The sequence below is a fragment of the Saccharothrix deserti genome (assembly GCF_009769385.1).
Taxonomy (GTDB): Bacteria; Actinomycetota; Actinomycetes; order Mycobacteriales; family Pseudonocardiaceae; genus Actinosynnema; species Actinosynnema deserti.
On sequence record NZ_VKAB01000034.1, the window covers coordinates 19,154 to 40,070 of the forward strand.

The 20,917-nt window shown below is 69.4% G+C and carries 21 protein-coding genes; 5 read left to right on the plus strand and 16 right to left on the minus strand.

From position 1 onward, the window contains the following. Positions 1-37: 37 nt before the first annotated feature. Entirely contained in the window at positions 38-367 is a 330-nt protein-coding gene (gene fdxA, locus FM051_RS38620) for a ferredoxin (RefSeq protein ID WP_158852082.1), read from the minus strand. Positions 368-525: 158 nt separating this feature from the next. On the opposite strand from fdxA, the gene FM051_RS38625 reads away from it, so the two are divergent. From FM051_RS38625 to FM051_RS38640, 4 genes are all read left to right on the plus strand, one after another. Beyond that, a complete protein-coding gene (locus FM051_RS38625) occupies positions 526-2,955 on the plus strand; it encodes a heavy metal translocating P-type ATPase (RefSeq protein ID WP_158852083.1) in 2,430 nt (809 codons plus the stop codon). Positions 2,956-3,090: 135 nt separating this feature from the next. Then, the gene (locus FM051_RS38630) at positions 3,091-3,516 is read left to right on the plus strand and encodes a carboxymuconolactone decarboxylase family protein (RefSeq protein ID WP_158852084.1); all 426 of its coding nucleotides are present in this window, start codon (positions 3,091-3,093) and stop codon (positions 3,514-3,516) included. A gap of 305 nt (positions 3,517-3,821) precedes the next feature. Next, on the plus strand, positions 3,822-4,298 hold the full coding sequence (locus FM051_RS38635; RefSeq protein ID WP_158852085.1) for a hypothetical protein: 477 nt from the start codon (positions 3,822-3,824) through the stop codon (positions 4,296-4,298). Further along, positions 4,295-5,302, plus strand: a complete 1,008-nt coding sequence (locus tag FM051_RS38640; protein ID WP_158852086.1) for an arsenic resistance protein — start codon at positions 4,295-4,297, stop codon at positions 5,300-5,302. Before FM051_RS38635 ends, FM051_RS38640 begins: the two co-directional genes overlap by 4 nt. A 51-nt stretch (positions 5,303-5,353) precedes the next feature. Here FM051_RS38640 and FM051_RS38645 read toward each other — a convergent pair whose 3' ends face one another. Continuing rightward, on the minus strand, positions 5,354-5,506 hold the full coding sequence (locus tag FM051_RS38645) for a hypothetical protein (RefSeq protein ID WP_158852087.1): 153 nt from the start codon (positions 5,504-5,506) through the stop codon (positions 5,354-5,356). Positions 5,507-5,687: 181 nt separating this feature from the next. Next, positions 5,688-6,293: a cadmium resistance transporter gene (locus FM051_RS38650; protein WP_158852088.1), complete on the minus strand. Its 606-nt coding sequence runs from the start codon at positions 6,291-6,293 to the stop codon at positions 5,688-5,690. 715 nt (positions 6,294-7,008) lie between these two features. Between FM051_RS38650 and FM051_RS38655 the strand changes: the two genes are divergently transcribed. Then, on the plus strand, positions 7,009-7,467 hold the full coding sequence (locus tag FM051_RS38655) for a respiratory nitrate reductase subunit gamma (RefSeq protein WP_238412959.1): 459 nt from the start codon (positions 7,009-7,011) through the stop codon (positions 7,465-7,467). Between the two features lie 90 nt (positions 7,468-7,557). On the opposite strand, the gene FM051_RS38660 is transcribed toward FM051_RS38655, so the two are convergent. The 13 genes from FM051_RS38660 to FM051_RS38720 form a co-directional block, all read right to left on the minus strand. Further along, the gene (locus FM051_RS38660; RefSeq protein ID WP_158852090.1) at positions 7,558-8,268 is read right to left on the minus strand and encodes a class I SAM-dependent methyltransferase; all 711 of its coding nucleotides are present in this window, start codon (positions 8,266-8,268) and stop codon (positions 7,558-7,560) included. 58 nt (positions 8,269-8,326) lie between these two features. Further along, positions 8,327-8,497 carry a hypothetical protein gene (locus tag FM051_RS38665; protein WP_238412960.1) on the minus strand — a complete coding sequence of 57 codons (171 nt, stop codon included), beginning with the start codon at positions 8,495-8,497 and terminating at the stop codon, positions 8,327-8,329. Positions 8,498-8,547: 50 nt separating this feature from the next. After that, positions 8,548-9,981: an aspartate ammonia-lyase gene (aspA, locus tag FM051_RS38670; RefSeq protein ID WP_158852091.1), complete on the minus strand. Its 1,434-nt coding sequence runs from the start codon at positions 9,979-9,981 to the stop codon at positions 8,548-8,550. Between the two features lie 125 nt (positions 9,982-10,106). Then, positions 10,107-11,390: an NAD(P)/FAD-dependent oxidoreductase gene (locus FM051_RS38675; protein WP_158852092.1), complete on the minus strand. Its 1,284-nt coding sequence runs from the start codon at positions 11,388-11,390 to the stop codon at positions 10,107-10,109. A 17-nt stretch (positions 11,391-11,407) separates the two neighbouring features. Then, a complete protein-coding gene (locus FM051_RS38680) occupies positions 11,408-12,073 on the minus strand; it encodes a haloacid dehalogenase type II (protein WP_158852093.1) in 666 nt (221 codons plus the stop codon). A 45-nt stretch (positions 12,074-12,118) separates the two neighbouring features. After that, positions 12,119-13,054, minus strand: coding sequence for an aldo/keto reductase (locus tag FM051_RS38685; RefSeq protein ID WP_158852094.1), 936 nt, complete (start codon positions 13,052-13,054; stop codon positions 12,119-12,121). After that, positions 13,051-14,502, minus strand: coding sequence for an aldehyde dehydrogenase family protein (locus FM051_RS38690; RefSeq protein WP_158852095.1), 1,452 nt, complete (start codon positions 14,500-14,502; stop codon positions 13,051-13,053). Before FM051_RS38690 ends, FM051_RS38685 begins: the two co-directional genes overlap by 4 nt. Then, positions 14,499-15,452, minus strand: coding sequence for a succinylglutamate desuccinylase/aspartoacylase family protein (locus tag FM051_RS38695; RefSeq protein WP_158852096.1), 954 nt, complete (start codon positions 15,450-15,452; stop codon positions 14,499-14,501). The genes FM051_RS38690 and FM051_RS38695 overlap by 4 nt, the downstream gene beginning before the upstream one ends. A 32-nt stretch (positions 15,453-15,484) precedes the next feature. Further along, positions 15,485-16,855: an aminotransferase class III-fold pyridoxal phosphate-dependent enzyme gene (locus FM051_RS38700; protein WP_158852097.1), complete on the minus strand. Its 1,371-nt coding sequence runs from the start codon at positions 16,853-16,855 to the stop codon at positions 15,485-15,487. Beyond that, positions 16,852-17,709, minus strand: coding sequence for an ABC transporter permease (locus tag FM051_RS38705; protein ID WP_158852098.1), 858 nt, complete (start codon positions 17,707-17,709; stop codon positions 16,852-16,854). Before FM051_RS38705 ends, FM051_RS38700 begins: the two co-directional genes overlap by 4 nt. After that, on the minus strand, positions 17,706-18,635 hold the full coding sequence (locus tag FM051_RS38710; protein ID WP_158852099.1) for an ABC transporter permease: 930 nt from the start codon (positions 18,633-18,635) through the stop codon (positions 17,706-17,708). Before FM051_RS38710 ends, FM051_RS38705 begins: the two co-directional genes overlap by 4 nt. Positions 18,636-18,638: 3 nt before the next feature. Beyond that, on the minus strand, positions 18,639-19,781 hold the full coding sequence (locus FM051_RS38715; RefSeq protein WP_202919237.1) for an ABC transporter ATP-binding protein: 1,143 nt from the start codon (positions 19,779-19,781) through the stop codon (positions 18,639-18,641). Further along, positions 19,774-20,880, minus strand: coding sequence for an ABC transporter substrate-binding protein (locus FM051_RS38720; RefSeq protein WP_158852101.1), 1,107 nt, complete (start codon positions 20,878-20,880; stop codon positions 19,774-19,776). The genes FM051_RS38715 and FM051_RS38720 overlap by 8 nt, the downstream gene beginning before the upstream one ends. Positions 20,881-20,917 lie beyond the last annotated feature (37 nt).

The following is a 20,917-nucleotide window of genomic DNA, read 5'->3' on the forward strand; positions in this document are numbered from 1 at the left end:
CGCGGGGTGATCTGCTGGAACGTGAGGAGAAAGGCCGTCAGTCGCCTCCGTTGACCTGGGGAGGCAGCGCGCGGATCACTTCGGGGTCCGCCGAGACCTTGCCGACCTTGGAGGCACCGCCGGGCGAGCCCAGTTCCGCGAAGAAGTCGGCGTTGGCCTTGGTGTAGTGCGCCCACTGCTCCGGCACGTCGTCCTCGTAGTAGATGGCCTCCACCGGGCAGACCGGCTCGCACGCACCGCAGTCCACGCACTCGTCCGGATGGATGTACAACATCCGGTCACCCTCGTAGATGCAGTCGACCGGGCACTCCTCGATGCAGGACTTGTCCATAACGTCGACGCACGGTTCCGCGATCACGTAAGTCACGGGTTGTCCTCTCTCACACACCGGCAGCGGTAGTCTCGATGTTGAACTCGGCTTCAAGTCAAGCGCTGAAGACATGCTTGACATTGGAGTACGGTCCAACCTTTAACGTCTGTTCCGCTAGGTGGTCTTTCCCTATCCGAACAGGCGGGTGACGTGCAGTGACCACACCACCCTTAACCAACAGGGCAGAGGCGCCGGCCGAGGCGAACCTGGAGATCAGGCGCTACCGCGTCATCTCCGGCTGCGTCGAGTGTGCCAGCGACCTCACGCCGCTTCGCCGTGTCGAGGGCGTGCGAGAGGTCCGGATGCTGTCCGCCTCCGGCGTGCTCGCGGTCGAGGCACCCAAGACCCTCAACGACGCCGTCCTCCTCCGGACCGCGTCCGCGTCGGGCCTCACCCTGGAACCCGAACAGCCGGCCGAGGCGGAGGACGCACCGGCCGCGAAGAAGACGCGCTGGTGGCTGCGCCCCGAGATGGTGTTGCTCGGCCTCGCGGCGCTGTTCATGATCGGTGCCGACGTCATCACCCGTCGGGCGCCCGACGCCCCCTTGGCGATCGGGCTTGCCTACGTCTCCATCGCGCTGGGCATCATCTACCCGGCCCGCAACGCCTGGACGCTGGCGCGCAACAAGCGGTTCTCCATCAACGTGCTGCTGCTCGTCGCGGTCGCCGGTGCGATCCCACTGGGCAAGGTCGTCGAGGCCGCGTGCATCACGGTCATCTTCTCGCTCGGCATGATCCTGGAGAGCTACGTCGCCGACCGGGCGCGCAAGTCCATCCAGAAGCTGATGGACCTCGCGCCACGCCGCGCGGAGCGGTTCACCCCGTTCGGCACGACCGAGACGGTGCCGGTCGAACAACTCCAGGTCGACGACGTCGTCCTGGTCCGCCCCGGTGCGCGCCTGCCCACCGACGGCGAGGTCACCCAGGGAGCTTCCTGGATCGACACCTCGGCCATCACCGGCGAGTCGATGCCGGTCGAGGTCGTGCCCGGCGGCGCCGTGTACGGCGGCACCCTCAACGGCGACGGCGCGCTGCGCGTGCGGGTCGCCAAGCGGTACGAGGACACCGTCCTGGCCCGGGTCATCCGCGAGGTCGAGGAAGCACAGCAGAACCGCGGCCGCGCGCAGCGGTTCGCCGACAAGTTCGCCTCGGTCTACACCCCCGCGATGATCGCGCTGGCGGTGCTGATGACGGCCTTCGGGCCACTGCTGTTCGACTTGACGCTCGCCGAGGCGTTCTACCGCGCCCTCGTCGTGCTGATCGTGTCGTGTTCCTGCGCGCTCGTGCTGTCGGTCCCGGTCAGCGTCGTGTCCGCGATCGCCCGTGCCGCCCGCGACGGCGTGCTCATCAAGGGTGGCGCCTACCTGGAAGAACTGTCCCGGCTCAAGGCGGTCGCCTTCGACAAGACCGGCACGCTGACCCTGGGCCGTCCCGCCCTGGTGGCGGTCCACTCGCTCGACGGCGACAGCGACGTCGAACTGCTGCGGATCGCCGCGGCGGTCGAGGCCGCGGCCACCCACCCGATCGCCGAGGCCATCGTGCACGCGGCACGTGACCACGGTGCCCCGGTGCAGCCCGCCGACGACGTGAGCATCGTCGCCGGCCAGGGTGCCGAGGCCACCGTCGACGGCCGCCGCATCGTCGTGGGCCGGGTCGCGGACTACAGCGGCAACCCCAAGGCCGCGGAAGCGCTGCTGGCGATCGAGAACCAGGGCGCCACCCCGGTCGCGATCACCTCCGACGGCAAGCTGATCGGTCTGTTCGGCGTGGCCGACGAGCTGCGTCCCGAGGCCAAGGCAGCCATCACCGAGCTGCACGACCTCGGCGTCACCCACACCACGATGCTGACCGGCGACCGCGAGCGCGTTGCCCGGTCCATCGCCGACCAGCTCGGCATCGAGAACGTTCGCTCTCAGCTGATGCCGAGTGACAAGAGCGCGGCGATCACGGCCATGCGCAAGGAACACGGCACGGTCGCGATGGTCGGCGACGGCGTCAACGACGCTCCCGCGCTGGCCACGTCCAACGTCTCCGTCGTCATGGGTGCCGCGGGCACCGATGTGGCGATGGAGACGGCGGACATCGCGCTCATGTCGGACGACCTCACCAAGCTGCCGTACACGGTGCGGCTGGCCAAGCGCGCGAACCGGATCATCGCCCAGAACGTGACGTTGTCCCTGATCGTCATCGCGGCCTTGGTCGTGGCGGCGCTGACCGGTGCGTTCAACCTGACCCAGGGTGTGCTGATCAACGAGGCGTTCGCGTTGGTGATCATCGCCAACGGTCTGCGCCTGCTGCGCGGCGGCAAGGCGAAGGACGTCGTCCAGGCGCCTGCGGCGAAGGCCACCACCGAGCACAAGGCCACGCTGCCGCTGTCGGCGGTGCTGCCCTTGGTGGAGGCGGTCAAGCCCACCGCGGGCGGCGGTTGCGGAGACGACTGCGGCTGCGGCACGTCTAAGGGCGAGGCCAAGCCGATCGTGGTCGAGCAGCCGAAGAGCGATGGCTGCGGAGACGGGTGCGGTTGTGGTCCGACCACCGGCCCGGCGATCGAGATGATCCCGCTGCGTCAGCACCAACCGCGCTGACGCTCCAGCGGCTCGATCGCCCCAGCGGCGGCGGTGGCACCGGCTCCTCCCCCAGGCCCGGTGTCACCGCCGCTGATCCGCTTCCCACCACACTGTGCCGAACCACCACTTCGCCGAACTACACGGAGGACCCACATGCCTCGCCTCGATCCGTTCGCCGGCCCCGGTTTCAACGCCATGAGCCTGCTGTCGAAAGCGGTGGAAGACGACGCCGAATTCCCCCTCGGGCTGATCGAACTGGTGAAGCTGCGGTGCTCCCAGATCAACGGTTGCTCGTACTGCGTCCGCACGCACATCGACAAGGCCCTGACTGCAGGCGAGACACAGGACCGGGTCGACAACGTGGCCACGTGGCAGGAGCACGAGGCGTTCACCGATGAGGAGCGCGCGGTGTTCGCGTTAGCCGAAGCCGTCACCCTGATCAGCGACGACCGCGTGCCCGACGAGGTGCTCGACAAGGCCATCGCCGAACTGGGCGAGGCCCGCACCCAACAGATGGTCTGGATCATCGCGGTCATCAACTCCTTCAACCGCGTCGCCATCACCGCCCGGATCCACTGACCACTCGCATCACCCAACGCCCCGGAAGCGGACCTGCCCCAGCTCCACGCAGGTCCGCTTCCGGCGTTTCTTCCCCAAGCACCGTCATGCGGGACGATCGCGATGACGCCGCTGGCGCCCACAGGCCTCTCTGAGCAGACCGCAGAGGCGAGTCTCCACTGCCTGCCGTCCGCCCAGGCCGTCAGGCACGGTATCGATACCACCACCCGAAAGGCCGAGGGCCTTCTCGAACAACCCGGAAAGTCGTCATCCCATTGGCGGATGTCCCTTTCATTGGAGGCCACTCCAAGGTCTACCCTTGAGGTATGACCAACCCGATGGGCCAAAAGGCGCAGCCAGCCAACGGGTTCGAATGTGGCCCGGGGTGCTGCGAGCAGCCGGGCTCGTCGTCCGCACCACGACTGGAACTCGCACTTCTGCCCGTAGACGAACAGGCGACGACGCAGACGAACGCGGAACCTGTGCCGATCGCGTGCACGCTGAGTGGCAGTGAGCAGGGCCAACGGATCGCGCAGTGGCATGAGCTGCTCGCAGGAGCCCCTCAGGAGGACATCGCGGGCGGCCGGCGGTGGCGCCTGCCCAAGGCTCTGGCCAGCGAGGTGGCCGAGTTGGCCGCCGCCGAGCAGGCATGTTGCGCGTTCTTCGACTTCAACCTCCGTCTGGCGGCCGGCGGGATGTGGCTCGACGTACGGGCTCCAATCGAGGCCGCGGACCTGCTCACCGACGTCTTCGGCGCTCCGGCAAGGGCTGAGGACCCGAACCACGAACCGACCGGGCGGTGACGACGGTCTCCACTGGATCCGGCACGGGGCTGGAGCGATATCAGGTCCCGGTCTTCGTCGGCGCGCTGGCGGCCGGATTGCTGGTCGGTTGGGCCGTGCCCGGTGCCACGCCGGTGCTGGAGCACGCGATCAACCCGGTGCTGGGTGCACTGTTGTACGTGACGTTCTTGCAGGTGCCGGTCATCGGATTGGCCCACTCACTGCGCACGGGCAGGTTCCTGGCCGCCACCCTGGTGGTCAACTTCGTGGTCGTGCCGCTGGTGGTCGCGGCCATGTTCGGTCTGCTGCCCGCCGACCAGGCGGTGCGGCTGGGCGTGCTGCTGGTGCTCTTGACACCGTGCATCGACTACGTGATCGTCTTCTCCAATCTGGGCGGCGGAAGCGGCCAACGGCTCCTCGCCACGACCCCGCTCCTGCTGATCACCCAGCTACTGCTGCTACCGCTCTACCTCATGATCTTCATGGGCGCCCCCGCAGCCGACCTGATCCAAACGGGTCCGTTCATCGAGGCGTTCCTGGTCCTGATCGTCATCCCCCTCGCACTCGCCTGGCTGACCCAGGCCTGGGCCGCGCGACGCCCGGCAGGCCGGAAATTCACCGACAGAGCGACCAAGACCACCGCGCCGCTGATGGCTGCCACCCTGCTCACCGTCGTCGCCTCCCAGGTCCCGAAGCTCGGCGACAGCACCTCCGAAGTGGCCGCGGTGATCCCCTTCTACGTGGCGTTCCTGCTGTTCATGGCCTTCGCCGGCATGGGCGTGTCCCGACTGTTCCGACTCGACACGCCTGACAGCCGGGCGGTCGTATTCACCGGCGCCGCCCGCAACTCCCTGGTCGTGCTACCACTCGCCCTGGCCCTACCCGAGGCTTCCGCCGTCGCCGTGGCGGTCATCGTTACTCAGACCCTCGTCGAGGTCGTCGGGATGATCCTCTACATCCGCACCGTCCCCAAGCTCCTACCGCCCCGAACAGCGTCTCGCTCCGCTCCTTGGTCACAGGAGTAACGGGTAGTCCTGGTTCCGACGTCCGCTGGGATCGCCGACACCGGAGGCGGCTCATACGTGTGCGATCACGCGGAATTCGGCGTCGTGTTGTGAGATCCAGTCCAGCACGTCGGTGAGCATCACCTTGATGTTGCGAGTCGTGTTGACCGCCGAGGCACGGAGGCCCGGCTGGACGACAATGATCGTATGCCGCTCGAAAGTCATCGGCGTTGGTAGAACGACAGAGCCTCTGGGTTGAGAGCATGTCCAGGTGATGGTGTCCCTGCTGTACGAGGTGACCCGGAAGTTGCTGTCCATCCTGCCGGTGCTGCTCCGCAGCGAGGCGGCGAAGGACGCCGAACAACGCCCGCCCAGCCCCACGACCAGCGCCGCCGGCTGTTCGTGGTCACAGGCCGAAGGCACCGCCTTCGATCAGGATGAGGGCGCCGATGCCGATCAGGACCACCGGCAGCAGGACGTGCCCCCACCGCGACAGGGCCTTGGCGATCACCGAGCGGGTGGCGAAGAACCGTCCGGCAGCGCACCACACCGCGACGCCGACCAGGAACACCGCCACGAAGACCGCCATGCCCCCGGTGCCGGAGACGGCGAAGACCGGCACGTAGACGCCGATGTTGTCCCCGCCGTTGGCCAGCGTCACCGCCGCGACCTGCATGACCCCCGGCCCACCGGCCCGGCCCAACTGTTCGCCGTCGTCGCTGTCGTCGTGGCGTTCCCGCCACGCCTTCCGCCCGGCCCGCACGCCGAGCAGCAGGGGCAGCAACCCCAGGTACGGGATGGCCGATTCCGGCAGCAGTCCCGCGCCCAGCGCCCCCACCACCGACGCCGCCAGGATCGCCAAGAACCCCAGGTACTGGCCCGCGACCACCCGCACTACGCCCGCCCGGCCGGCGCCGGCGGCCTGACCGAAGAACAACGCCAGGATCAGGATGTCGTCGATGTTGGTCACCGCGAACATGCCCACGGCCTGACCCAGCAGCCCCAGATCCACCCGACACCCCTGCACCGCCGGACACCACCGACCCGCACACCCTATGGGCGGCCTTCCCATAGGCGGGGACGGACCGCGTGCCGCTCCGCTCGGGAGTCGCCGACCGGGCCACGGACTCGGTGGTGGCGGTTCAGCAGGGCTTGGGACGTCCTGGCGCGCAGCGGTCCGAACGGTAACCCCTAACACCTGAACGCGCGCCGAAGAGTTCGAGCGGACGGGATACCGGACCAGGCCGAACCCCCACACGAGAACCCGAGGTGATCACGAGCGCCGCGCACCGAAAACCCGCGGGTTCGCCATGATCAAACTTCAGTCGCGCTGAACTCACGTGAGACGCCGTGATCAGGTATGCATCCGGCGCGGCGTTCGACGATGACGGCGGTGGTCCACATCATCTCCGGCGACGGGACGGGCGCCGCTCGCCAGCCCTAGCCATGTCACCACGAACAGCCCAACTTCGATCCCTTCACCCGCGGCCACACCAGAGTTGACGACCTCGTCGAAGCGACCCGCTTCGACAGCGACCGCCGCCGCCCGACCAGCCACGGGCCCGTAGTCGTCCACGACAGCCGATACCCCGCCGTCGCCGACCAGTCCTCGGCGGCCTGATCAACGAGTACGAACCCACAGTGGCTTAACGCACAGGTCAGAGCCTGTGCAGCCGACTTCTGGAACCCCACACGGTGTCTCCGAAGGCCTGTATCACGCGCTGTCGGTGGGCGCGGGCGCCGCCACGGCGGTGATGCTGGTCGTCGGGCTCGGCCTGCTGGCCCGCCGGTTCACCAACGCACGGGTCCGGCGCGCCACCACCGCGACGGACAAGGTGCTGTTCGCGGTGCTCACGGTCGCGATCGCGGTGTGGTTCCGCGGCCTGTTCTGGCTGCGGCCCGATCCGACGCTGATGATTGACGTGCCGCTGGTGTTCCAACTGCACGCCCTCAGCGCGTTCGCCCTGTTCGCGGTGTGGCCCTTCACCCGCCTGGTGCACTCTGGTCGGCCGGTGCCGCGTCCAGGGACCGTCCGATCGACGCGCGGGCCATCGCGGCACGACGCCACCGCAGCAGGTGCCAGGTCTGCACGGCGGCGATCACCGCGAGGCCTGTTCCGCCGAGAGCGGTCAGCACTGGCGAGATCCGTCACGACGCAGACCAGCACCGCCGTCACCAGCACGTAATCGCGGTGAGCCCGAGTACCAGCCGTCTCGGGTACCTCATCGCCTTCTACACGGCCGCGAGTGCCGCGCTGAACCAGAACGTAGTCCGCGTCACCGGCGGATGGACGCGAGGACACCGACTGCGGGGAGTGCGCCGGCGGCGATGCGGCGTTCCTCCGCTTCGCGGACGGCGTCGAGGGCGTCGGCGGCGCGGGTGGCCGGCTCGGTCCAGACACCGCCGCGCCCGTTGACCAAGCGCCACAGCACGGACGTGGCCACTGTGGTCAGGTCAGAGCCGACGCGGCTCAGGGCGGCGAGCATGGCGGAGCCTTGGTGGAGGGAGTCGTGGCCGCTGACCCAAGCTTCCAGCAGGTCACCGGAGGGGAGTTCGGCGTCGAGCAGGCCCGTGGCGACCAGCAGTGCGCAGTTGTCGTAGAGGAAGTGGGCGGCGGCGTGGTCCACCCGCTCCCAGGCGAACTCCTCGATGACGACCTGCCCACCCGGGGCGAGCAACGTGACGGCGTGGGCCAGGATGTCGTCCAGACTCTCGGCGTGGTGCAGGGAACGCGTGAACAGCACGACGTCGAACTCACCGGAGACGTCGCGGACGTCGGCCTGGATGACGGGCACACCGCGTTCACCGGCCGCGGCGGCCATCTCAGCGTCGCGGTCCACGCCGGTGACCTCGTAGCCCATGTCGGCCAGAGCGGCGGCCAGGGCTCCGCGACCGCAGCCGGCCTCGAGGACACGAGCCGGGGCCGCCGGCAGCAGCGGCTTCAGGTTGGACAGGGTGTGGGGCACCGCAACAGTGGTCAGATCCATTCGGGCAAACCTAGGCCGCGGCGGCGGGACGAGCGACGGATTTTGGCGTTGGTCGGGGTCAGCGCGGTTGGCCGGACTGCCGCGTGATGATCCTGACGAGTTCGGCGTGGGCCTCGGCGTCGGACGCCGCCACAAGCCCCTGGATCCCGGTGTGCAGGGGTTGGCCGGCCAGACCGGTCACCACGCAGCCGGCGGCTTGGCACAGGGCGATCCCGCTGCTGAAGTGCACGCTGTCACGCAGATCGCCATCGGTGACGTAGGCCGCGCGCCTGCCCGCGGCTACGTCGCCGCACGGCGGGCTTCCCCGCGGGCCTCGCCGTTGCCCGCCAGTGCCTCGGGCCGCAGCAGGTCGGCCAGTGTCTCGGCGGGCAACAGGCCCTTTTCCAGGACGAGTTCGGCCACGCCCCGGCCGGTGGTGAGGGCCTCCTTGGCGATGGCGGTGGCGGCGGTGTACCCGATGTGCGGGTTGAGGGCGGTGACCAGGCCGATGGAGTTCTCGACGGTCGCGCGCAGCGCCTCGGTGTTGGCGGTGATGCCGGACACGCAGCGCTCGGCCAGCGTCACGCAGGCGCTGCGCAGGTGCGTGATGGATTCCGACAGGGAGTGCAGGATGATCGGTTCGAAGGCGTTGAGCTGGAGCTGGCCCGCCTCGGCGGCCATGGTGATGGTGACGTCGTTGCCGATCACCTCGAAGGCGACCTGGTTGACGACCTCGGGGATCACCGGGTTGACCTTGCCGGGCATGATGGAGGAGCCGGCCTGCACGGGCGGCAGGTTGATCTCGCCGAGCCCGGCGCGCGGCCCGGAGGACAGCAGGCGCAGGTCGTTGCAGGTCTTCGACAGCTTGACGGCGACCCGCTTGAGCACGCCGGACATCTGCACGAACGCGCCGCAGTCCTGGGTGGCTTCGACCAGGTTCGGGGCGGTCACGAGAGGCAGCCCGGTGATCGCGGCGAGGTGGCGGCGGGCCGCCTCGGCGTATCCGGCGGGCGCGTTGAGACCCGTGCCGATCGCGGTGGCACCGAGGTTGATCTCGTGGATCAGCCCGACCGCCTCGGTGAGCCGGCTGCGGTCCTCGTCGAGCATGACGGCGTAGGCGGAGAACTCCTGCCCGAGCGTCATCGGCACCGCGTCCTGGAGCTGCGTGCGGCCCATCTTGAGCACGTCGCGGAACTCGACCGCCTTGCGGGCGAAGGCGTCCTGGAGGACGGACATCGCCTCCAGCAGGCCGTGCACGGCGAAGACCGTCGCGATCTTCACGGCCGTCGGGTAGACGTCGTTGGTGGACTGGCCGAGGTTGACGTCCTCGTTGGGGTGCAGGTACTGGTACTGGCCCTTCTCCCGGCCCAGGAGTTCCAGCGCCCGGTTGGCCACGACCTCGTTGGCGTTCATGTTGGTGGAGGTGCCGGCGCCACCCTGGATGACGTCGACGACGAACTGGTCGAGCAGCTTGCCGACGCGGATCTCGCGGCACGCCTCGACGATGGCGGCGGCCTTCGTCGAATCCAGGAGCCCGAGCTCCTCGTTGGCGAGGGCGGCGGCCTCCTTGACGGCGGCCAAGGCGTCGATCAGGTGCGGGTAGGCGGAGATCGGGGTGCCGGTGATCGGGAAGTTCTCCGTGGCGCGCAGGGTGTGGATGCCCCAGTAGGCGTCGGCGGGGACGTCGCGGTCGCCGAGCAGGTCGTGCTCTCTTCGGGTGGCTGCGGCGGTCATGGCTGTGCGGACCTTCTCTCCGACGAGGTTCTGACGAGGGTGTGCGTGAGTTCGCCCCGACGCGGCGGGGCCTCCCGCGACTGATTCGCGGAAGGCCCCGGGCCCGTGTCACCGACGCATCCGCGTCAGCGCAGGCGGTCCTTCGCCTTGTAGTAGGCGCCGCCGAACGGCAGGAACCAGGCGGTCCCGTTGTAGAAGGGGACGGGGACCTTGGGGAAGCCGAGACCGCGCAGCGGGTTGGCCTCCGGCTTGCCGTCCATCATCTCGGCCACCGCACGGCCCATGTAGGTGGCCATCTGGACGCCGTGACCGCAGTAACCCATGGAGTAGTACAGGCCGTCCACCTGGCCCGCGTGCGGGACGCGGTCCCAGGAGAAGCCCACCGTGCCGCCCCACACGTAGTCGATCCGCACGTCGGCCAACTGCGGGAAGATCTCGACCATCTCCCGCTTGAGGACGTCTCCGCTCTTGACGTCGGAGGCGGGGTTGGAAGGGGCGAAGCGGGCCCGGCCGCCGAAGGCGAGGCGGTTGTCCGGGGTGAGGCGGATGTAGTGGCCGATGTTCTTGGAGTCGACCACGAGCCGCGCCTTCGGGATCACCGAACGGGCGCGCTCCTCCCCCAACGGCTCGGTGACGATGATGAAGCTGCCGACGTTGATCAGCCGCTTGCGGAACCACGGCAGCGCCTTGTCGGTGTAGGCGTCGGTCGCGGCCATGACCTGCTTGGCGCGGATCGTGCCGTGCAGGGTCTCCACCAGGAAACCGCCGTCCGCGGTCTTGGTGAGACCGGTGGCGGCGTTGCGTTCGTGGATCTGCGCGCCGGCGCGTTCCGCGGCTTCGGCGAGGCCGTAGACGTACTTGCCGACGTGCAGGCCCGCGCTGAGCGGGTCGAGCAGGGCCCCGTGGTAGTAGTCGGAGCCCAGTTCGGATCGCAGTTCCGCCTTGGAGAGCAGGACGGTGTCGTGGCCGAAGTTCTCGGCCAAGTCGCGTTGCTTGGCCTTCATCGCCTCGAAGTGCCCCGGTTTGAAGGCGACGCCGAGCCGTCCGGAGCGGACGAAGTCGCAGTCGATGTGCTCCTTCAGCGTCAACTCCTCCACGAGGTCCACGGCCTCGCGGAAGGAGTTGTACAGCTCGAGCGCACGCTCCTGGCCGTAGCGCTTGCGCGCCTCGCCGGGTGCGATCGTGATGCCCTGGGTGCACATGCTGCCGTTGCGCCCGGACGCACCCGAGCCGATCTTGTCCTTCTCGACCAGCACGACCGAAGCGCCCTTGCGGGCGGCGTGGTAGGCGGTCGACAGGCCGGTGAGGCCGCCGCCGATGACGACCACGTCCGCGTTCTCGGGCAGTGGCTTGCCCGACCGGTCGGGTGGCTGTGGGGCGGTGTCGAGCCAGTAGGGGATCTGTTTCATGGCGGCGGGCCTCTCCTTCAGCAGCCGAGCAGGGCGGGCAGGCCGCTCAGGTCGGGCAGTTCGTCGTAGGGCTGGTAGTCGCTGCTGCCGAGGCGGCCGTAGCGGTTGATCCACACCCGGCGCTTCAGGCCGAGGTCGCGGGTCGGGATGTGGTCGTACTCCCAACCCTGGGCGGTGTGGGTGACCTGCGACGGCTCGACGCCCATGGTCTTGAACGCGTACTCGAAGGTCTGGCGGTCCGGCTTGTACGCGCCGGCCTGCTGCGCGGTGATGACGTAGTCGAACTCGACGCCGATGTTCTCGACGTTCCGCGCGATCATGTTGTCGTCGGTGTTGGAGATGATGGCGATCTCGTACTTGGACTTCAGGGCGCGCAGGGCCTCCGGGACCTCCGGGTGGGGGCCGAAGGTGGGGACGGCCTCGACGAGGGCGTCGCCGTCGGACTCGCGGTACTCCAGGCCGTGCAGGCGCATGGCGTTGCGCAGGCTGGAGTGCAGGATCTCGTGGTACGGGCGGTAGGCCTCCAGGACGGCCTGGAAGCGCATGACGCGGAAGTCGTCGAGGAACTCGTCGACGTCCAGGTTGTCCAGGTCCAGCCGGTCTTCGAGGACCTTCAGGGTCGTGGGGCCGAGCTCGAAGTCGATCAAAGTTGCATAGGCGTCGAAGGTGACGATCTCTCGCATGGCGTTCAGCCTCTATCTCGCGGTTTCCAGAGGGAGTGGGGGACTTCAGACGACGCGTTCGCCGGGGGTCACGATCTCGTCGAGTGCGGCCAGGTCGGCCTCGTCGGGGGTCCAGTCGGCCGCCGCCGCGTTGGCGGTGACCTGTTCGGGGGTCATGGCGCCGCAGATCACGGAGCCGACGGCGGGCAGGGCGGCCAGTCCACCCACCGCGACCTGGAGGAGGCTCAGGCCTCGTTCGGCGCCGTAGGCGGTAAGCGCCTCGACGCGGTCGAGGGCCGCGCCGGTGAGCCAGCCCTGTCGCCAGGAGAGCCTGCTGCCGGGCGGAGGCTGCTCACCTCGCCGGTACTTGCCGCTGAGCAGGCCGTTCGCGAGCGGGTAGTACGGCAGCAGGCCGACACCGGCGAACAGGCAGGCGGGGATCAGGTCGGTCTCCGCGCTCCGGTCGAGCAGGTGGTAGCGGGCCTGCGTGCTGACGAAGTCGGCGGTGAGCTCGGCGGCGGGAAGGTCGGAGCAACCGATGTGCCGCACCTTGCCTTCCCGCACCAGTTCCCGGAGCGCCGCGACGGTTTCCTCCAGCGGAGTGACGCCGTCCGGCTCGTGGTACTGGTACAGGTCGATCCGGTCGGTGCCGAGCCTGCTCAGGGAGCTTTCCACGGCGTGCCGGATGTAACGGCGCGCGCCGCGCGGGCCGTGGCGGTCGTCGTCCGGGCTCATCTCCATGCCGAACTTGGTGGCCAGGACCACGGCGTCCCAGTGTCCCTTGAGCGCGGCACCGAGCAGCCGTTCACCGTCGCCGCGCGCGCCGTTGCCGCCGAACCCGCCGTACATGTCGGCGGTGTCGAACAGGGTGATGCCCGCGTCCAGTGCGGCGTGGACGACCGCCTTGGTTCCTTCCTCGTCGAGGCGTGAACCGAAGTTGTTGCCGCCCACACCGACCACGGAGACGGTGGGGCCGCGCTCGCCGAGCGTGCGGTACCTCATGGCCGGTTCCCGAACCCGATGCAGACGTTCTTGGTCTGGGTGTAGCTCGCCAACGCCTCCAGGCCCTTCTCCCGGCCCCACCCGCTGTGCTTGTAGCCGCCGAACGGCAGCTCCACGCCCGTCCCGACGCCGGTGGCGTTGACGTACACCTGACCTGCCCGGATACCCGAGGCCATGCGCAACGCGCGGTCGATGTCACGGGTCCAGACATAGGAGGCGAGGCCGTACGGGCTGTCGTTGGCGATCGCCAGCGCCTCCTCGGCGTCATCGAACTCGATGACGGTCACGACGGGTCCGAAGATCTCCTCGCGGGCGACCCGGGCCTGGTTGGTCAGTCCGGTCAGGACGGTCGGCTCGATGTAGTAGCCGTCCGCCAGGTCCGGGTCCGCGGGCTTCCTGCCGCCCGCCCGGACCGTGGCGCCCTCCTCCCGGGCCAGGTCGAGGTAACCGGCCACCCGGTCGCGCTGCCGGGCGGAGACCAGCGGGCCGACGTCCAGGTCCGCCGCACCGGGACCGATGCGCAACGAGGCGGCGTGTGCCACGAGTTTGTCGACGAACTCCTCGGCCCCGCGCTGGACCAGCAGCCGGGTGCCGGCCGAGCAGGTCTGCCCCGCGTTGCCGAACGCGGAGCCGGCGACGGCGGCGACGGCCAGGTCGAAGTCGGCGTCGGCGAAGACGACGACCGGGGACTTGCCGCCCAGCTCGACCACCGAGGGCACCACGTTGACCGCCGCCGCCTGGGCGACCTTGATGCCGGTGGCCACCGAGCCGGTGAACGTGACCTGGTCGATGCCCGGGTGCCCGGCGAGCGCGGCACCGGTCCCGCCGTCGCCCGGCACGACGTTGAGCACGCCCGGCGGCAGCCCGCAGTCCAGCGCGATCCGGCCGATCTCCAACGGCGTCAGCGGCGCCTCCGGGGACGGCTTCAGCACCACCGTGCAGCCCGCGGCCAACGCCGGGGCACTGCCCCGCGCGGTGTTTTGCATCGGGTAGTTGAACGGGATGATCTGCCCGGACACCCCGATCGGCTCGCGAACGGTGTAGTCGAGCAGGCCGGGGCCCAGCGGGATGGTCGAGCCGCCGAGCTTGTCCGCGATGCCCGCGTAGAACTCGAAGTACCGCGCGGCGGCCTCCACGTCGGCCCTCGCCTGCCGCAGCGGCTTGCCGACGTCGAGGCTTTCCAGCCGCGCCAGCTTTTCGCCCTCGCGCCGGATGCCTTCGGCGATCCGGTGCAGCAGCCTGCCGCGGTCGGCGGCACGCATCCGCGCCCACTCGGGGGCGGTGAACGCGGCCCGCGCGGCGGCGACCGCCTGGTCCACGTCCGCCGCGCCGGCCAGGGACACCTCGGCGATCGGCGTGCCGTGCGCCGGGTCGACCACGGTGAACGTGCGGCCGTCGGCGGCGGGGACCCGCTTGCCGTCGATCAGCAGTTCGGTGGTGCCGCTCATGGCGTGATCTCACCTTCGACCGCGCCGAAGATCACGACCTCGTCGCCGGGGCGCACGGTGCGGATGCGGCGCACCCACAGCACGATCCCGTCCCACTCGGCGCGGACCTCCTCCAGCGTGGTGCCGTAGTGGTCCACGACCTGGCCGATGAGGTCGCCTTCCTTGCACTGCTCGCCCGGCTCGGTGTGGCTGACGAAGAAGCCGCCGGCTGCGGAACGGGCGAACGTGCCGGTCACAGCGGTGTAGCGGTCGCGCAGCTCCACGTCACCATCGACCATGCCGAGGTGCCGCATGATGTTGCGCACGGCGTCGGCGTGCAGCGCGACGTTCGACTCCCGGTAGGTGCCACCGCCGACCTCGATGGTGATGGCCGGCTTGCCCGCCGCGAGCGTGGGGTGGCGGACGGTGCCGCCCCACTTGCCGCCCTTCCAGATCAGCTCGTGCCCGGCGGCCAGGCCGATCCCGGTGACCAGGTCCTCGTAACCGCCCTGCACGATGGTCAGCGGGGCGATCTCGCCGAACGTGCCGCCGGTGTGCAGGTCCACCAGGACGTCGATCGCGGGCACAACCTGCTCGACGAAGGTGGCGGCCAGGCGGAAGGAGTAGGAGCCGTCGGGGTCACCGGGGAAGATGCGGTTGAGGTTGGCGTGGTCGAGGCCGCTGGTGCGGGCCGCCGCCTCGAACGCGGGGGTGTTCATGCACGGGATGCCGACCAGCGTGCCGCGCAGCGTCGCCGGGTCGGTCTCGGCCAGGACACGGCGGATCGCCTCCTGGCCGTCGTACTCGTCGCCGTGCACGCCGGCGTCCACGCACAGCACCGGGCCGGGCTCGACGCCGTTGACGACGATCACGGGAATGCCGAGCTCCACGCCGTAAGTGCTGGTGCCGACCGGGATCAGGCCCTGGGCGCGCTCACCCGGGGCGACGGTCAGCGGACCGATGGAGTACATGTGCGTTCCTTTCGTGGTGTGGCGTGGAGGAGTCATCGGGCCAGCGCCTGGGAGGCTTCGTCGAGCGTGTCGGCGATGATCTCGACAATGCGGTCCAGCAGCGGCCGATCGCTGATCAGCGGTGGCGCGATCTGCAGCAGGGGCGCGGCGCGGTTGTAGACCCTGGCGAGCAGTCCCGCTTCGCGCAGCCGGCGCGGGATGAGGTCGACGACGAGCGCCTTGCGCGCCGCGTCGGAGAACCCGCCGTCCTCCTGGTCCCCGACCAGCTCGACCGCGTGGAAGAAGCCCGCGCCGCGGATGTCGGCGACGATCGGCAGGTCGGCCAGTGCGGCCATGCCGCTCGCGAGCCCACCTTGCAGCCCGCGGACGTTGTCGAGAACCTTGTCGCGTTCCATGATCTCCAGCGTGCGCAGGGCGATGGCGGCGCTCAGCGGGTGCCCGCCGAAGGTGTAGCCGTGGTTGAGCACCGCGCCGGGCCGGTTGATCACCTCGGCGACGCGGGCGCCGACCAGGGTGGCGCCCATGGGCGCGTACCCGGCGGTGATGCCCTTGGCGACGGTGACGATGTCCGGGCGGGCGTCGTAGCGGTCGCCGCCGAACCACTCGCCGAGCCGGCCGAAGCCCGTGATCACCTCGTCCGCGACAAGCAGGAAGCCGTACCGGTCGGCCAGTGCCCGCAGGCCCGGCCAGTAACCGGCGGGCGGGGTGATGCACCCGCCCCGGTTCTGCACCGGCTCCGCGATCAGCATCGCGATCGTCTCCGGCCCCTCGGCCAGGATCACCGACTCCACCTCGGCGAGCAGGTGCGCGGTGAACATCGAGTCGTTCGCCATCTCCGGCGGCAGACCGTTGCGATTGGTGTTCGACACGAACCGGGTCTCAACCGCCGGCGGCCCGTACGGCTCGATCAACCCCGGGTCGTCGGTGAACGACAGCGCGCCGAGGGTCAGCCCGTGGTACGCGCCGCGCCGGGAGATCGCCTTGGTGCGGCCGGGTTCGCCCCGCAGGGTGTGGAAGCGGCGGGCGATCTTCCACGCGGTCTCCACCGCTTCCGCTCCACCACTGGAGAAGAAGGTGTGCTCGATGCCGGCGGGCACGATGCCCGCCAGCCGCTCGGCCAACTCGATCGCCGCCGGGTGCGCCGAGGCCGACCACAGCGGGCTGAAGCACAGCTCACGGAGCTGCTTGCCCGCCGCCTCGGCGATCTCGTCGGCGTAGGAGTAGCCCAGCTGGCAGCAGTACAGGCCGGACAACCCGTCGATGTAACGCGTGCCGTCCTCGTCGTGGACGTAGGGGCCGTCCCCGCTCCGCACCACGAAGACCCCGTCATCGCCCAGGGAACCGTTGGGTGTCATGTTCAACAGCAGGTGCCGGGCCGCGGTGGCGGACAACGCGGTCGTCATCGCGTTTCACCTCCGGTCGAGATCCCGGTTTCCACCGGCAGCAGACCGCTCTGCTTGTCCGAGCCGAGCTTGCGGACCACACCGACCACGGCCAACGCCAGGACCGCGACGGCGATGAGCAGCGCGGCGACCGCGGTGACCGACGGGTCGACGTCGTACTGCAGGACGTTGAACACCTGCACGGGCAGTGTCGTGGTGTCCACAGAGGACAGGAACTGGGAGATGAAGAACTCGTCGAAGCTGGTGATGAAGGAGAACACCGCGGCGGCGACGACACCGGGCGCGGCCATCGGGAACGTGATCCGCCGCGCGATGGTGAGCCGGCCCGCGCCCATGCTGGCGGCCGCGTCCTCCAGTCGCTCGTCGATGCCCTTCAGCGTCGCCATGATGATCATCACCGCGATCGGCGCGGCCAGCACGGTGTGCCCCAAGGCGATCGCGATCGGGCTGCCGAGCATCGAGGCGGGCTCGAAGAGCAGGAACATGCCGAGCGCGATCACGACCTGCGGGATCACCAGCGGAGCCAGCACCAGACCGTAGACCGCGGACCGCAGCGGCAGGTCGCTGCGGACCAGGGCGATCGCCGCGGTCATGCCGAGCGCCACGGAGAACACGGTGGTCATGGCGGCGACCATCGCGCTCAGCAACAGCGCGGCGGGCCACTTGCTGTCGTCGGCGAACACCTGCTGGTACCAGCCCAGCGTCCACGACTCGGGTGGGAAGGAGCCCAGCGCGTCGCTGCCGAACGACGTGACGGCGATCAGGACGATCGGCAACGCCAGGAACAGCAGCACCAACAGGGAGAGGATGGCCAGAACGATGCGTCCGGCCACGCTGTCACGCAAGCCGATCACGCAGCACCTCGATTCCGGCGGGCCTCGCCCGCCTTCTTGAACAGCTGCAGCAACAGCAGGCCGGCGAAGGTCAGCAGCAACAGGATCACGCCGTGCGCGGAGGCACCGTTCCACTGGTTGTTCTTCATCACCTGCTCTTCGATCAGCGCGGCGACCATTGTCTGCTTCGGACCACCCATCAGCGCGGGCGTCACGTAGTAGCCGAGGCAGAGGATGAAGCACAGGACACTGGCGTTGACCAGGCCCGGCGCCACCAGCGGCAGGTAGACGCGGCGGAAGGTCACCAGCCGACCGGCGCCCAGACTCGCGGCGGCGGCGATCAGGCCGCGGTCCACACCGCGCATCACGGCGTACAGCAGCAGCACGGTGTACGGCAGCATCACCGAGGTCGTGCCGATCACGACGCCGATCTCGTTGTAGAGCAGTTGGAACGGGGCGCCGGGGACGTGCAGGCCGACCAGCGCTTCGTTCACCAGGCCGTGGTCGCCGAGCAGGATGATCCAGCCGTACGTGCGGACCAGTGCGCTGATGAAGTGCGGCACGACGACGACCAGCATCACCAGCCCCGCCCACAGCGGGCGCAGCCGGGTGATCCAGTAGGCCAGCAGGAACCCGATGACCAGGCTGAGCAGCGACGTCTCGGCGGAGATCCGCAGCGTCGCGAGCAGGATGTCCAGGTTCGTGCCCTGCAGGGCGTCGGCGTACCAGTGCAGCGTGAACCCGCCGTCCTCGCCTTCGACGCTGAGGAGCAGGGTGCTGAAGATCGGGTAGATGAACAGCACCAGCAGGTAGACGACGACGGGCGTGGCGTTGAGCAGTCCGAAGCGGGTCCGGCGGCCGGACAGCCTGCGGCGCAGTCCGCCGGGCCCGCTTCCGGGTGCGGTCGCGACGGCGGGTTCCGCCGGCGCGAGAACGGGTGCGGCCATCGCTCAGCCCTCCGTGCCGGCCGCGAACACGCTGACGTCCCCGGGGTCGGCGGACAGGCCTATGCGGTCGCCCACGTACGGCGCCCGACCAGCCGGGACCTCCAGTCGCACGACCGTCGAGCTCGTGCCGCCCTCCGGCAGCACGGTCACGCGGACGAGCGTGCCCACGTAGGTCACGGACTCGACGATGCCGGTGCAGAAGCCCGCCTCCGGCGCGACCGGAGTCAACCGTCCCGGCTGGACCGCCACACGCACCCGCGTGCCCGCGGTGACGTCCTGCGCACGGGCGCGCAGCACGCCGCCGGTGTCCAGGCGCACCACCACGTGCTCCGCGGTGCTGTCCTCCACCTTCCCGGGGAGGAAGTTCGCCGCACCGAGGAAGTCGGCCACGAACGGGGTACACGGTCGCTCGAACAGCTCCCGCGGCGTGTCGAACTGGTCGATCCGGCCGTCGCGCATGACCGCGATCCGGTCGGAGAGCACGAGTGCTTCCTCCTGGTCGTGCGTCACGTAGATGACGGTCAGCCCCAGCTCCTGCTGGATGCGCTTGATCTCGGTCTGGAGCTGGTCGCGCAGCTTCTTGTCCAGCGCGCCGAGCGGCTCGTCCATCAGGATCACCGGTGGCCGGTAGACCAGCGCGCGACACAGCGCCACGCGCTGCTGCTGGCCGCCGGACAGTTCGCGCGGCCGGCGCCGGGCGAACCCGGCCAGACCGGCGATCTCCAGCGTCTCGCCCACGCGCCGGCGGATCTCCGCCTTCGGCACGCCCCGCAGCTGCAACGGGAAGGCGATGTTCTCCCCGACCGTCATGTGCGGGAACAGCAGGTACTGCTGGAACACGAAACCCAGCCCGCGCTTCTGCGGCGCCAGCCTGGTGACGTCCCGGCCGCCGACCACGATCGACCCGGAGTCGGGTTCCACGAAGCCCGCGATCATCATCAGCGTGGTGGTCTTGCCCGAGCCGGAGGAGCCGAGGAACGTCACGAACTCCCCGGCGCCGATCTCCATCGAGATCTCGTCGACGGCGGTCATGACGCCATAGGTCTTGCGCACCTTGGTCACCGACAGCGGTTTGCCGGTGCCGGTCCCCGCCGACAGGGGAATCGACGGGGACTGCTGCGTCGACATCACGTGGAGCTCAGACACGGGCCCACTCCTGCCAACGCTTGGTGACCTCGTCGTCGTTCGCCACCCACCACTCGACATCGGCGTCGAATCCGGTTGCCAGGTTCTTCGGCGAGCCCAGGAGGTTGGCCGAGACCTCCTCCGACAGCTTCTCGTAGGCCGCCGGCACGACCGGCGCCATCGGGTAGACCTCGGCGAAGTGGGCCTGCACCTCGGGGCGCAGCGAGAAGTCGATGAGCTGGTAGGCGGCGTCCAGGTTGTTCGTGCCCTTGGGGACGGCCCAGCCGTTGCTCTGCCTCCGGGCGCCCTGGAACTGGTAGGCCAGCGGCTGCCCCTGCTTGATCAGGTCGTCGAGCCGACCGTGCCAGACGCTCGACGCGTCGACCTCGCGACGGCCCAGCAGCACGCCGGGCAGGGCTCCCGTGTCCCAGTACTTCTTGATCGAGCCCTTCACCTGGTCCAGCACCCGGAAGGCGCGGTCCAGGTCGAGCGGGTACAGCTTGTCCAGCGGCACGCCGTCGGCCAGCAGGGCGAACTCCAACTCCGGGATGTCGGCGTCCACGTGCTGAAGGGCACGGTTGCCGGACAGCGCCCCGGTGTCCCAGAAGTCCGCCCAGGAGCCCGGCTTCCTGCCCCCGAACGCGTCGGTGCGGTACGCCATGACGCTGCCCCAGTAGTTCTTGCCGATCGCGTGGGTGGCGAGGAGGTTCTGGGGGATGCCCGTGTTCTTGGCGTTCTTGAGCCGGTCGTAGTCCAGCTGCTCGGTCGCCCCCGCCTTGGCGAACTTCACGAAGTCGATCATGGAGTTGTCGATCAGGTCGAACTGCGGGCGGCCCTGCTCGATCTGGGCCAGCATCTGCGCGTAGTTGATGTTGATGACCTTGACCTCGATGCCGGTCTCCTTCGAGAACGGCTCGTAGAGCGCCTTCTGGTTGGCGTCGCCGTAGGCGCCGCCGCTGTTGCGGACGACGATCGTCTTGGAACTGCCGGCTGTGCCGCTGCTGTCGGCTGAGCGGCTGGTGCCGGTGCCACACGCGGCCAGCGAGGACACGGCAGCACCTGCCGCGACGGCGCTGACACCGCGCAGGAACAGCCGGCGGTCGATCCGTACGTCTTTCACGGGAGCCTCCAGGGGGCGGGGGAGGAAGCGGAGTGGG

What these genes read in the sequence shown, in the direction of transcription:
- FM051_RS38630 (WP_158852084.1), top strand. Translation starts at nt 3,091, where the DNA reads ATGCCTCGCCTCGATCCGTTCGCCGGCCCCGGTTTCAACGCCATGAGC.
- FM051_RS38635 (WP_158852085.1), top strand. Translation starts at nt 3,822, where the DNA reads ATGACCAACCCGATGGGCCAAAAGGCGCAGCCAGCCAACGGGTTCGAA.
- FM051_RS38645 (WP_158852087.1), bottom strand. Translation starts at nt 5,506, where the DNA reads ATGACTTTCGAGCGGCATACGATCATTGTCGTCCAGCCGGGCCTCCGT.
- FM051_RS38660 (WP_158852090.1), bottom strand. Translation starts at nt 8,268, where the DNA reads ATGGATCTGACCACTGTTGCGGTGCCCCACACCCTGTCCAACCTGAAG.
- aspA (WP_158852091.1), bottom strand. Translation starts at nt 9,981, where the DNA reads ATGACCGCCGCAGCCACCCGAAGAGAGCACGACCTGCTCGGCGACCGC.
- FM051_RS38675 (WP_158852092.1), bottom strand. Translation starts at nt 11,390, where the DNA reads ATGAAACAGATCCCCTACTGGCTCGACACCGCCCCACAGCCACCCGAC.
- FM051_RS38680 (WP_158852093.1), bottom strand. Translation starts at nt 12,073, where the DNA reads ATGCGAGAGATCGTCACCTTCGACGCCTATGCAACTTTGATCGACTTC.
- FM051_RS38685 (WP_158852094.1), bottom strand. Translation starts at nt 13,054, where the DNA reads ATGAGGTACCGCACGCTCGGCGAGCGCGGCCCCACCGTCTCCGTGGTC.
- FM051_RS38690 (WP_158852095.1), bottom strand. Translation starts at nt 14,502, where the DNA reads ATGAGCGGCACCACCGAACTGCTGATCGACGGCAAGCGGGTCCCCGCC.
- FM051_RS38695 (WP_158852096.1), bottom strand. Translation starts at nt 15,452, where the DNA reads ATGTACTCCATCGGTCCGCTGACCGTCGCCCCGGGTGAGCGCGCCCAG.
- FM051_RS38700 (WP_158852097.1), bottom strand. Translation starts at nt 16,855, where the DNA reads ATGACGACCGCGTTGTCCGCCACCGCGGCCCGGCACCTGCTGTTGAAC.
- FM051_RS38710 (WP_158852099.1), bottom strand. Translation starts at nt 18,635, where the DNA reads ATGGCCGCACCCGTTCTCGCGCCGGCGGAACCCGCCGTCGCGACCGCA.